This is a genomic window from Agromyces sp. NPDC055661, assembly GCF_053618135.1.
The window spans coordinates 597937-609968 of sequence record NZ_JBSHHC010000001.1 but is presented as its reverse complement, the minus strand read 5'-3'; the positions used below and the strand labels follow the sequence as shown (position 1 = coordinate 609968).

General features: G+C 71.4%; 12 protein-coding genes. 9 read left to right on the top strand and 3 right to left on the bottom strand.

Annotation, left to right across the window (positions count from 1 at the left end):
* Window positions 1–68: 68 nt before the first annotated feature.
* Both ACWGO8_RS02780 and ACWGO8_RS02775 read left to right on the top strand, forming a co-directional pair.
* Entirely contained in the window at window positions 69–647 is a 579-nt protein-coding gene (locus ACWGO8_RS02780) for a helix-turn-helix domain-containing protein (protein ID WP_452041613.1), read from the top strand.
* The gene (locus tag ACWGO8_RS02775; RefSeq protein ID WP_452041612.1) at window positions 644–2029 is read left to right on the top strand and encodes an MFS transporter; all 1386 of its coding nucleotides are present in this window, start codon (window positions 644–646) and stop codon (window positions 2027–2029) included. The genes ACWGO8_RS02780 and ACWGO8_RS02775 overlap by 4 nt, the downstream gene beginning before the upstream one ends.
* Window positions 2030–2056: 27 nt before the next feature.
* Here the strand turns inward: ACWGO8_RS02775 and ACWGO8_RS02770 are convergent, their stop codons facing one another.
* Window positions 2057–2431 (bottom strand): TraR/DksA family transcriptional regulator, encoded by a 375-nt coding sequence (locus ACWGO8_RS02770; protein ID WP_376956276.1) that lies wholly within the window; start codon window positions 2429–2431, stop codon window positions 2057–2059.
* A gap of 101 nt (window positions 2432–2532) precedes the next feature.
* Between ACWGO8_RS02770 and ACWGO8_RS02765 the strand changes: the two genes are divergently transcribed.
* From ACWGO8_RS02765 to ACWGO8_RS02755, 3 genes are all read left to right on the top strand, one after another.
* Window positions 2533–5007 (top strand): DNA polymerase III subunit gamma and tau, encoded by a 2475-nt coding sequence (locus tag ACWGO8_RS02765; protein WP_452041611.1) that lies wholly within the window; start codon window positions 2533–2535, stop codon window positions 5005–5007.
* A gap of 3 nt (window positions 5008–5010) precedes the next feature.
* Entirely contained in the window at window positions 5011–5607 is a 597-nt protein-coding gene (recR, locus tag ACWGO8_RS02760) for a recombination mediator RecR (RefSeq protein WP_452041610.1), read from the top strand.
* Between the two features lie 159 nt (window positions 5608–5766).
* A complete protein-coding gene (locus tag ACWGO8_RS02755; protein ID WP_452041609.1) occupies window positions 5767–6126 on the top strand; it encodes a YybH family protein in 360 nt (119 codons plus the stop codon).
* Window positions 6127–6156: 30 nt separating this feature from the next.
* Here ACWGO8_RS02755 and ACWGO8_RS02750 read toward each other — a convergent pair whose 3' ends face one another.
* The gene (locus ACWGO8_RS02750; protein ID WP_452041608.1) at window positions 6157–6651 is read right to left on the bottom strand and encodes a hypothetical protein; all 495 of its coding nucleotides are present in this window, start codon (window positions 6649–6651) and stop codon (window positions 6157–6159) included.
* A 58-nt stretch (window positions 6652–6709) separates the two neighbouring features.
* The gene (locus tag ACWGO8_RS02745) at window positions 6710–7204 is read right to left on the bottom strand and encodes a hypothetical protein (protein WP_452041607.1); all 495 of its coding nucleotides are present in this window, start codon (window positions 7202–7204) and stop codon (window positions 6710–6712) included.
* A 158-nt stretch (window positions 7205–7362) separates the two neighbouring features.
* On the opposite strand from ACWGO8_RS02745, the gene ACWGO8_RS02740 reads away from it, so the two are divergent.
* The 4 genes from ACWGO8_RS02740 (at window position 7363) to ACWGO8_RS02725 (ending at window position 12032) form a co-directional block, all read left to right on the top strand.
* Window positions 7363–8637, top strand: coding sequence for an aspartate kinase (locus ACWGO8_RS02740; protein WP_376956282.1), 1275 nt, complete (start codon window positions 7363–7365; stop codon window positions 8635–8637).
* 178 nt (window positions 8638–8815) lie between these two features.
* Entirely contained in the window at window positions 8816–9871 is a 1056-nt protein-coding gene (locus tag ACWGO8_RS02735; protein ID WP_452041606.1) for an aspartate-semialdehyde dehydrogenase, read from the top strand.
* 16 nt (window positions 9872–9887) lie between these two features.
* A complete protein-coding gene (locus ACWGO8_RS02730; RefSeq protein WP_452041605.1) occupies window positions 9888–10589 on the top strand; it encodes an SGNH/GDSL hydrolase family protein in 702 nt (233 codons plus the stop codon).
* Between the two features lie 144 nt (window positions 10590–10733).
* The gene (locus ACWGO8_RS02725; RefSeq protein WP_452041604.1) at window positions 10734–12032 is read left to right on the top strand and encodes an ABC transporter substrate-binding protein; all 1299 of its coding nucleotides are present in this window, start codon (window positions 10734–10736) and stop codon (window positions 12030–12032) included.

Sequence of the window (12032 nt, the reverse complement as noted above, 5' to 3'; positions counted from 1 at the left end):
CTGGTTTCGCAACGACGATTGCGCAAGAAGTGTTGTGCAACAACCATTGCAGAGTTAGCATTGGGGGCATGGCCGAACACGGAAGCTCCATCGACCTGCACGAAGCCGGTCCCATGCGCGCTCTCGCGCATCCGCTGCGCCTGCGCATCCTCGGGCTGCTCCGCGTGGAGGGGCCGAAGTCGGTGGGCATGGTCGTCGAGGCGACGGGCGCGGCATCCGGCTCGGTGAGCTACCACCTGGCAACGCTCGCGAAGCACGGCTTCGTCGTGCCCGCGCCCGAGCTCGAGCGCGACGGCCGCGAGCGGTGGTGGCGCGCCGCCCACGAGATGACGAGCATGCGCAGCGTGGAGTTCCTCGACGATCCCGAGCGGCGCGAGGCGGGGGAGGCGATGCGCCGCACGGTGCTCGAGTCCTATCACCGCGAGCTGCTCGAGGCCCTCGACGCCGAGATGACGCTGGAGCCCGAATGGGTGGCGGCATCCGACTCGTCGGACGGCGCGGCGCAGCTCACGCTCGAGGAGTTCCAGGAACTGACCGCCGAGCTCGAAGCCGTGCGCGAGAAGTGGTGGGCGCGCGGCCGCGAGCCCCGACCCGGCACCCGCTCGGTGCGCTGGATCACCCACACGTTCCCCAGGACCACGCGATGACCGGCACGACGACCACCGCCACCGAAGCAGCCGCACACGACGCGACGGATGCCCCGCGCCGTCGCATCCCGATCCTCGCGCTCTTCGCGGCGCAGTTCTTCTCGCTCTCGGGCAACGCCATCGCGATGATCGCGGTGCCGATCATCGCGCTCACCGAGACCGGATCGCCGCTCGCCGCCGGCGTGGCGGGCGTGTTCGCCACCGTGCCGCTCGTCATCGGCGGCGCGCTCGGCGGCGTGCTCGTCGATCGCTTCGGCTACCGGTTCTCGAGCATCGTGGCCGACGTCGCGAGCGGCGTGACGATCATCGCGATCCCGGTGCTCTGGGCGACGGTCGGCCTGCCGTTCGGCGTGCTGCTCGCGCTCGTGTTCCTCGGCGGCCTGCTCGATCCTCCGGGCGACACCGCGAAGACGGTCCTCGTGCCCGACCTGGCCGCCATGGCACGGATGCCGCTGGCCCGCGCCGCGGGCGCGCAGTCGACCGTGCAGCGCACCGCGACGATGGTCGGCGCTGGAACGGCCGGCGCCCTGGTCGCCCTCGTCGGACCGACGCCTGCGCTCATCGTCGACGCGATCGGGTTCGCGATCTCGTCGCTGCTCGTCCTGTGCTTCGTGCCGCGGCGCATCCCGAAGGCGGCCGCCGACGGCTCGACGGCCGACGGCGAGGGAGCGGAGGACGCGCACGCGAAGGGCGGCTTCGTCGCCGGCATCCGCTTCATCGCGAGGCATCCGCTGCTGCGCGCCATCGTGCTGCTCGTCACGCTCACGAACGCGATCGACGCGGCGGGATACACCGTGCTCAAGCCCGTGTACGCGACCGACGTGCTGCACGACCCGGCGGTGCTGGGCTTCATGGTCGGATGCTTCGCCGCCGGCGCCCTCACCGGCTCCGCCGCGTTCGGCCTCGTGGGGCACCGATGGTCGGGCCGCATCATGTTCGCCACGTGCTTCGTGCTGGCCGGCGCCCCGCCGTACCTCGCGATGGCGCTCGGCGCGCCGCTGCCCGTGCTCCTGCCGGTGCTCGTGGCATCCGGGCTCGCGGCCGGCGCGCTCAACCCGATGATCGCGACCGCGATGTACGGCGAGGTGCCCGACGGCATGCGTGCGCGCGTGTTCGGTGCGACCACCGCCGGCGTCGCGGCCTCGATGCCGCTCGGTGCATTGCTCGGTGGACTCTCGGTCGACGCGTTCGGCATCACCGCGACGGTCGCGGGTGCCGGGCTCATTTACGTCGTGCTCGGCGCGAGCCCGCTGTTCCTGCGGTCGTTCTCGGGGCTGACCGCGGCTCGCGCGCACGGCGGGGCGGCCGGCGCCGAACCGGTGGAGGATGCGCCCGAGGTCGCCGCCGAGGCATCCGCGGCGCAGCTCACGCCCGGCGAGTGAGGCCGGATCGGGTTCGAGCGGGTCGCGTCAGCCGACGAGCCGGGCGCAGTCGATGCAGAGCACGGCCGTCGGTCGCGCGTCGAGCCTTCCGACGGTGATGCGCTTGCCGCAGCGCTGGCAGATGCCGTAGGTGCCGTCGGCGATCCGGGCGAGGGCGCGGTCGACCTCGGCGAGCTCGGCGCGCACGTCGGCGAGCACCGCGGTGCGCTGCGACCACTCCTGCGTCATGGTCGGCCCCTCGGGGTCGTGCTCGTCGTCGGCCGTGGCGTCGGACCTGGCGGTGCGCACCTCGGCCATCGCGTCGTCGAACTCCGCGAGGCGCTCCTCGGCGTCGGCGCGCTCCGCACGGAGCCGTGCCTCGAACCGTGCGAGCTGTGCCGGGGTCATCGTCGTCGCCGTCATCTCGCCCCTTTCCGATGATCACCGCATGCTACGCCCTACCACCCTCAATGGGCTGTCAACGCCCCGGGCGCCGTGTCGGATGCGCCAACTACGATTGAGGCGTGGTCACCGCCCTCTATCGCCGCTACCGGCCCGAGACGTTCGCCGAGATGATCGGCCAGTCGCAGGTCACCGAGCCGCTCATGACGGCGCTCCGCACCGACCGGGTCAACCACGCCTATCTCTTCAGCGGCCCCCGCGGCTGCGGCAAGACCACCTCGGCCCGCATCCTCGCGCGCTGCCTCAACTGCGTCGAGGGCCCGACGGATGTCCCGTGCGGCATCTGTCCCAGCTGCGTCGAGCTCTCCCGTGGCGGTGGCGGCTCGCTCGACGTGGTCGAGATCGACGCCGCGAGCCACAACGGCGTCGACGACGCCCGCGACCTGCGCGAGCGCGCCGTGTTCGCGCCCGCGCGCGACCGCTACAAGATCTTCATCCTCGACGAGGCGCACATGGTGACGCCGCAGGGCTTCAACGCGCTGCTCAAGCTCGTCGAGGAGCCGCCCGAGCACGTGAAGTTCATCTTCGCCACGACCGAGCCCGACAAGGTGCTCGGCACGATCCGCTCGCGCACGCACCACTACCCGTTCCGGCTCGTCCCGCCCGGCCCGATGCTCGAGTACGTGCAGCAGCTCTGCGCCGAGGAGGGCGTCGAGGTCGCGCCGGGCGTGCTGCCCCTCGTCGTGCGCGCGGGAGGCGGGTCGCCGCGAGACACGCTCTCGCTGCTCGACCAGCTCATCGCCGGGTCCGAGGGCACGACCATCGACTACGAGCGCGCGGTCGCGCTGCTCGGCTACACGCACGGCGCACTGCTCGACGAGGTCGTCGACGCCATCGGCGCGAAGGACGCGGCCGGCGCCTTCGCCGCGGCCGACCGGGTCGTGCAGACGGGTCAAGACCCGCGGCGCTTCGTCGAAGACCTGCTCGAGCGGCTCCGCGACCTCATCGTGGTCGCCGCATCGTCGCCCGAGGCGGCGAAGGCCGTGCTGCGCGGCGTGCCCGACGACGAGCTCGCGCGCATGGCCGCCCAGGCCACGGCGTTCGGGCCTGCCGAGCTCTCCCGCATCGCCGACCTCGTGAACCAGACGCTCACCGAGATGACGGGAGCGACGTCGCCGCGCCTGCACCTCGAGCTCATGCTCGCGCGCGTGCTCGTCCCGTCGAGCGACGACACCGAGCGCGGTGCGCTGGCGCGCGTGGAGCGGCTCGAGCGCCGGGTCGGGGTGACGGATGCCGCGACGGACGCTGCGGGCGCGGTGCCCGAGCGGTCGGCGGCCGCCCCGTCGCGGGGCGCGGCTGCGGCTACGACTCCGGCGGCGTCGAGTGCGCCGAGCCCAACGCCTGCTGCACCCGCGTCCCCAGCGGCGTCGAAGGACCGAGGCGCTGCGGCACCCGAGGCCGCTGCTGCGGTGCCTGCGTCCGCGCCACCGGCCGAGCCGAAACCGGTCGGTCCGGTCACGCTCCAGCAGATGCGCGATGCGTGGCCCGAGGTGCTCGCCTCCCTGCAGCGCACGAAGCGCAGCGCCTGGATGGTCGCGTTCACCGCACAAGTGCGCGAGTTCCGCGACGACGACGTGCTCGTGCTCGCATTCCCGAGCGAGCAGGACGTCGCCGGCTTCCGCGGCGGCGCGCCCGGCCAGAGCGTCAGCGAGCTCCTGCGCGCGGCGATCGCCGAGGTGCTCGGCGTGACCGTGAAGTTCATCGCCAAGGTCGAGGGGCCGGGCGGTCGCGGCGGTGCGTCAGGTCCGCCTGCCGGCGGTGGAGCGGACGGCCCGTCGCCCGTCGGATCGGATTCGGCGCCCGTGGGATCGGGTTCGGCGCCCGTCGGGTCGGGTTCGGCGCCCGTCGGGTCGGGCACGGCGCCCGTCGAGTCTGGGTCGGCCCCGGGCGGGTCGGGTTCGGCTTCCTCCGGATCTGGAGATGGGCCGGCCGCCGCGCCGAAGGAATCGGCGTCAGCGGCCCCCAGCCGCAGCAGTGCCCGCGCGCCATCGGCCCGTGCAGAGCGTCGCCCGTCGTCGAGGGCCGCGAACTCGTCGTCCGGCCCGGTCGCGCCGGTCGACTCGTGGGCCACGGTCGCCATTCCCGGTGGCGAGGTGGCGAACGACCTGGCATCGACGGCCGAGAGCTCAGTCGCCCTGGCCGCGGCCGGTGGTGGCGGTGGCACCGCGACGGCGGTGGCGGCGCCGCCCGCACCCGCGCCGGTGGCTGCACCTGCCGCAGCTCGGTCCTCCTCGAGGGTCTCCGCCCCCGAGGCACCCGTCGACGACGTGCCCGACGATGCCGACGCGCCGCCCGAAGACGTCGAGCCGCCGTTCGACCCGGGCCCGCCGCCCGAGATCGTCGTCGAGGCATCCGCGCCCGCGCCTGCGCCTGCGTCCGCGCCCGCGCCTGCGCTCGTGCCGCGCGGTGGATCGGGCTCGGCGCCTGCCGACGGCATCCAGCGCTACGGTGAGTCCGTGGTGCGAGAGGTGCTGGGGGCGACGTTCCTCGAGGAGGTCGAGGCGCCCGGTCGCCAGGGCTTCGGGGAGCGTGGGTAGCGCGTGTACGAGGGAATCGTCCAGGAACTGATCGACGAGCTCGGGCGCCTGCCGGGCATCGGTCCGAAGTCCGCGCAGCGCATCGCGTTCCACATCGTGCAGACCGAGCACTTCGACGTGAGCCGGCTCGCCGAGATCCTGCTCGAGGTCCGCGACAAGGTGCGGTTCTGCGAGATCTGCGGCAACGTGTCCGAGCAGGCGACGTGCTCGATCTGCCGCGACCCGCGACGCGACCCCAGCCTCATCTGCGTCGTCGAAGAGGCGAAGGACGTCGTCGCCATCGAGCGCACCCGCGAGTTCCGCGGGCTGTACCACGTGCTGGGCGGCGCGATCAGCCCGATCGACGGCATCGGACCCGACGAGTTGCGCATCCGCCAGCTCATGCAGCGCCTCGCCGACGGCACGGTGAGCGAGGTCATCATCGCGACCGACCCCAACCTCGAGGGCGAGGCCACGGCGACCTACCTCAGCCGCCTGCTCACCACGCTCGAGATCAAGGTCACCCGCCTCGCGTCGGGCCTGCCCGTCGGCGGCGACCTCGAGTACGCCGACGAGGTCACGCTCGGCCGCGCCTTCGAGGGCCGCCGGATCGTCGGCTGAGCCGCGGACGCGCTCGCGCGGGAATCTCCTCCGGCCATGGTGGCCGCACGCCATCAGGCGCATCCACGAGCTGCCCGGTGCGCGCGGATGCCGGTGACGTTCCGCGCAAGCCCCCCGGCGTCGGTTGTGGATGTCTGAGGCTCCGCGTAGAACGGAGCCATGGCGAGCAAGGGTGCGGAGTGGGTCGCGGGATACGTCGCGGCATGGGAGTCGAACGATCCCGAGCAGATCGGGGCGCTGTTCACGGATGACGCGGTGTACCTCACCGCGCCAGACGTCGAACCCCGGCGCGGCCGCGACGCGATCGTGGCCGGTTGGCTCGAAGATCTCGACGAGCCCGGCACGTGGAGCTTCGACTGGAAGATCCTCGACGAGCGCGACGGCTTCGTGCTCGTGCAGGGGCGCACCGAATACCCCGCCGAGAAGGACTACCTCAACCTCTGGATCATCCGCCTGGCCGACGACGGCCGCGCCACCGAGTACACCGAGTGGTACATGCCGCGTCCGCACAAGGACTGAGCGCGGCATCCGTGCGCTGGAGCGGCGACGCTAGCGCAGCACCTCGACGAGCACGATCCACGAATGCAGGATCGCCGACGCGATCGCGAGGATGGCGCCAGCGGCGAAGAACCACAGGCCGGCGGCGACCGAGCCGGTCATGAGCAGCACGCCGCCGACGAGGTAGCTGGTGATCGGCACCGTGCCGGCGATCGACTTCGCCATCCGCCTCACCGTCGCGAGCACCTGATCGTGGATGATGGCACGGATGGCCCGGATCTCGAACGCCGCCGCGAGGACCGCGCCGACGAACACCTCGAGGCCGTACGCCCACGCCGGTTGCCCGGGCGCCAGCCCGAGCGCCGTGGCCGCGAGCGCGACGAGCAACGTCGTGAGCGCCGTCGCCATGCGGACCGGAAGCGACCTCGAGGCCACGATCGCCTTCAGGTTCACCGACATGGCGACGATGAGCAGTCCCGCGAGCGCCGCCGTGGCTCCGGCCATCGCCACGTTGAACTGCGACCACTCGTCGGCGAGCTCGGACATGGCCGCACTCTACGCCGGAGCCCGACCTCCGGGCCACGGGTGACGCGGCATCCGCTCGCTAGCGCAGGACCTCGACGAGCACGACCCACGAGAAGAGCAGGCCGGCGATGATGCTCAGCACGGACCCGACCGCCATCGTGGTGAGGCCCGCCTCGAGGGAGCCCGCGATGACGAGGAGCGAGCCCCCCAGGAAGGCGGCGATCGGCAGGATGCCGGCGATGCTCTTCAGGATCCGGTCGGTCGTGGAGACGTGGTCCTCGCGCGCCACGATCCGGATCGCGTGCCACTGGAAGATCGCGGCGAGCACCGTGGCGACGAGCACCTCGATGCCGTAGGCGATCGAGGGCTGTCCCGGTACGAGTCCGAACGCGCCCGCCGTCAGCGCGAGGACGAGGGCGGCGATCGATGCCGCTGCGCGCGGCGGCAGGGTCGGCGACTTCATGATCTCGGCGATGTTGACCGACATCGCGACGATCAGGAGACCGGCCAGGGCGGCGGTCGCCCCGACCATCGCCACGTTGAAGTCCGTCCACCCCTCGAGCGCCTCAGACATGCCCGCATGCTACCGGCGGATCCGCGCGGATCCGGGGAGGTGGGGCGGGCTTCACGCGTCCGTCACATTGCCGGGGCCGCATACGGGCCGCCGTATGATGGTGCTTCCGGCGCCGGGTGCACACCTCCCCGGCCGCAATCCACCTCGGGAGCGCCTACGTGAGCTTGATCGTGCAGAAGTTCGGCGGGTCGTCCGTCGCCGATGCGGAGAGCATCAAGCGGGTCGCGAAGCGCATCGTCGAGACCCGCAAGGCGGGCAACGACGTCGTCGTCGCCGTCTCCGCGATGGGCGACACGACCGACGAACTGCTGGACCTCGCGCACGAGGTCACGCCGATCCCGGCGCCCCGCGAGCTCGACATGCTCCTCACCTCGGGTGAGCGCATCTCGATGGCGCTCCTCGCGATGGCGATCAAGAGCATGGGCCACGAGGCGCGGTCGTTCACCGGCAGTCAGGCCGGCATGATCACGGATGCCACGCACGGCGCCGCGCGAATCGTGGAGGTCACCCCGGTGCGCCTGCGGGAGGCGCTCGACGACGGCGCGGTCGTCATCGTCGCCGGCTTCCAGGGATTCAGCCGGGAGTCGCGGGACATCACCACGCTCGGGCGCGGCGGCAGCGACACCACGGCCGTCGCCCTCGCCGCGGCGCTCGACGCCGACGTCTGCGAGATCTACACCGACGTCGACGGCGTCTTCACCTCCGACCCCCGCGTCGTGAAGAAGGCCCGCAAGCTCGACAAGATCACCAGCGAGGAGATGCTCGAGCTCGCGGCATCCGGAGCCAAGGTCCTGCACATCAGGGCGGTCGAGTACGCCCGCCGCCACGGCGTCACCCTGCACGTGCGTTCGTCGTTCAACAACAGCGAGGGGACGATCGTCTACGACCCCTCGCGTCTTCCCGAAGGAGCAGCTGTGGAAGAGTCCGTCATCGCGGGTGTCGCGGTCGACCTGACCGAGGCGAAGATCACGGTCGTCGGCGTGCCCGACGTGCCCGGTGTCGCCGCCAAGATCTTCAAGATCGTCGCGAACACCAACGCCAACGTCGACATGATCGTGCAGAACGTCTCGGCCGCGTCCACCGGACGCACCGACATCTCGTTCACCCTCCCGAAGTCCGACGGCGAGCGAGCCCTCACCGCGCTGTCGAACGCGCAGGACGCGATCGGCTTCACGTCGCTGCAGTACGACGACCAGATCGGCAAGCTCTCGCTCGTCGGCGCGGCCATGCGGTCGGCGGCGGGCATCTCCGCGCGGCTCTTCGAGGCGCTCTACGAGGCGGGCATCAACATCGAGATGATCTCGACGAGCGAGATCCGCATCTCGGTGGTCACTCGGGCCGACAGCGTCCACGCGGCCGCCCGCGCGGTGCACACCGCGTTCGAGCTCGACGCCGAGGAGGACGCGGTGGTGCACGCGGGCACCGGCCGCTGAGCCCCGAGCACGCCTGCCACGGGGCATCCGCCGACTGCCGCACTTCGCGGAAAACCTGCCAGAGGCCTGCGGATCGGCGTCATGCGGCGTCGCCCGGCCGCGACGTCGGGCACACTGGAATGAGGGCATCGCCCGGAGGACCACGCGGAATCACGTTCCGCGAGTGAGGAACAGCACCATGGCTCAGGGAGTGAACATCGGCGTCGTCGGCGCCACCGGACAGGTGGGTGCCGTCGTGCGCCGCCTGCTCGAGGAGCGCGACTTCCCGGTCGCCTCGATCCGCTACTTCGCCTCGGCGCGCTCCGCCGGCTCGACGCTCCCGTGGAAGGGCCAGGACATCGTGATCGAGGACGCCTCGACCGCGGACCCGACCGGCCTCGACATCGCGATCTTCTCGGCCGGTGCCACCACCTCGAAGGCGCAGGCGCCGCGCTTCGCCGCCGCCGGCGTCACGGTCATCGACAACTCGAGCGGCTGGCGCATGGACCCCGAGGTGCCTCTCGTCGTCAGCGAGGTCAACCCGCACGCCATCGACGAGGCGAAGAAGGGCATCATCGCCAACCCGAACTGCACCACCATGGCGGCCATGCCCGTGCTCAAGGTGCTGCACGACGAGGCCGGTCTCGAGCGCCTCATGATCTCGACCTACCAGGCCGTGTCGGGCGCAGGGCTCGCGGGCGGCGAGGAGCTGCTCGAGCAGGCCCGCGCAGCGGTGGCGCAGGACGCCATCGGGCTCGTGCACGACGGCCGCGCCGTCGAGTTCCCCGAGGCCCAGAAGTTCCCGCGCACGATCGCGTTCGACGTGATCCCGCTCGCCGGCTCGATCGTCGACGACGGCGACCTCGAGACCGACGAGGAGAAGAAGCTCCGCAACGAGAGCCGCAAGATCCTCGAGCTCCCGGGCCTTCGCGTCGCGGGCACCTGTGTGCGCGTCCCGGTCTTCACCGGTCACTCGCTCTCGATCCACGCCGAGTTCGCCAACGCGATCACCCCCGAGCGGGCCACCGAGCTGCTCGCGGATGCCCCGGGCGTTGCGCTCTCCGACGTGCCGACGCCGCTCCAGGCCGCGGGCAACGACCCGAGTTACGTCGGCCGCATCCGCCAGGACCAGTCGGCGCCCGAGGGCAAGGGTCTCGTGCTCTTCGTGTCGAACGACAACCTGCGCAAGGGCGCGGCCCTCAACGCCGTGCAGATCGCGGAGCTCGTCGCCGCGAAGCTGCCGGTCGCGGTCTAGGGAGCCGGCCGGGGCGGTGTCCCCTCGAGCGATCGGGCGCGGCGCGGCGGCGCTCGTCGTCGTGGTCGGATGCCTCGTGCTCGCCGCCTGCGGCGCGCCGACGACCTCCGCGCCGGGGCAGGCTGCCGCACCGTCGCCGGGTCAGGTCGTCGTCGCGTTCTACGGCGACTCGTACACGCGGGGGACGGGCGCGAGCGCGCCCGAGCACCGCTGGTCGACGATCGTCGCGCTGGAGCGCGGCTGGTGGGAGTTCAACCCCAGCGCCGACGGCCTCGGCTACGTGAACAACCGCGACCTCGTCGCGGCCGGCGCGGACGGCGACCTGGTCGACCGGATCGTCGACCACGACCCGGCGCCCGATGTCGTGATCGTGACGATGGGCCTCAACGACAACTTCTCGATGCCCGCTCGGGCGGATGAGATCGAGGCCGCGATCGGCGCCGACCTGCGGCGCTTCCGCGATGAACTGCCCGACGCGCGCCTCGTGGTCGTCGAGCCGTTCTGGTACACCGACACGCGGCCGGACTCGGTCGACGAGATCATCGGGTGGGTCGAGTCGGCCGCCGCCGACGTCGGGGCGGACCACATCACGGGCGCCTCACGCTGGCTCCAGGGGCATCCGGAGTGGATGGCCGCCGACGGCCTCCACCCGAACGACGAGGGCTACGCCGAGCTCGCGCGCCGTATGGACGCCGAGCTCCAGCGCCTCGGGCTCTGAAGCGCCCTGCTGCGCGCCCTCGGCGAGGGCGTGAGCACGCCCGTGGTTGACGTTTCTGAGTTTTGTATACAGAATACTGACGAAGCACTTCCCCGACTCCGGTCCTCGACCGGACACTCCTGCAATGACGAAAGAGGTGGCGGAATGCCCCGCGCGAACTCGAAGATGAGGCGCCTGCTCGCGGTCGGAGCCGCGAGCGCTGTGATGATCGGCCTGGCAGCGTGCAGCGGGGGAGGAGGTGCATCCGATGAGCACACCGTCGTCTGGTCGACGTGGGGGACACCCGAGGAGCTCACTCGCTTCGAGGAGTTCAACGACGAGTTCATGAAGCGCCACCCCGACATCACGGTGGAGCTCCAGCCGGTGGCGAGCTACTCGGACTACCACTCGAAGCTCCTCGCGCAGCTGACGAGCAACACGGCTCCCGACGTCTTCTACATCGGCGACGACAAGATCGGCCAGTTCGTCGACGCGAAGGTGCTCGCACCGCTCACGAAGCTCATGGAGTCCGACGCGAGCCAGACCCACCCCGACGACTTCTTCCCCGGCCTCTTCGGAGCCGGCGAGCAGGACGGCGAGATCTTCGCGGCGCCGAACGACTCGAACCCCGACGTGCTCTGGTACGACAAGCAGGCGCTCGCTGCCGCCGGGATCACCGAGGACCCGGCCGCGCTCGCCGAGGACGGCGAGTGGACCACCGAGAAGTACCTCGAGATGAACGACAAGCTGGCTGCGGCGGGCCTCACGGGCTCGATGTTCTGGAACTACTGGGCGACCCACTACAGCTGGATCTCCTCCCAGGGCGGCACCGCCTACGACGACTCCGGTACGTTCGTGGGCAACGATGACGCCACGACGGTCGACGCGGTCGACACGCTCGGCCGCTACTTCCAGGACGGCACCTTCGTGGTCGCCGACTCCATGCCCGAGGGGGCCGGCGCCGACAGCGTGTTCGTGACTCACAAGGCGGGCTTCTTCTCGCAGGGCCGCTACACGATCGGCACCGTCGAGAGCGCGGGCGAGCAGGACAGCTACGACATCGTCCGGTGGCCGACGCCCGACGGCCAGGCCGCGCCCACGGGCGTCGCCACGTCGTACCTGGCGATCAACGGCAAGACCAAGGCGAAGGATGCCGCGTTCACGTTCTGGACCGAGTTCCTCTCCGCCGAGGGCCAGGTGTTCCGCCTCCAGGGCGGCGGCAACGCGGTCCCGTCGATCAAGGGCGCCGACGAGGTCGTGCTCGAGGACGGCTACCCGGCCCACGCGCAGACCTTCCTCGACATGCGGGACATCGGCTTCGAGGACTACGCGGCCGAGGCGGTCGTGCCCGGGCTCTCGACCGATGTGAGCGACCTGTTCCTCAAGCTCTACGAGGGCAAGGCCGACGCGCAGGGCACGCTCGACGCGGTCGCCGGCCTGGTGGCCGACAAGACGGGCGAGTGA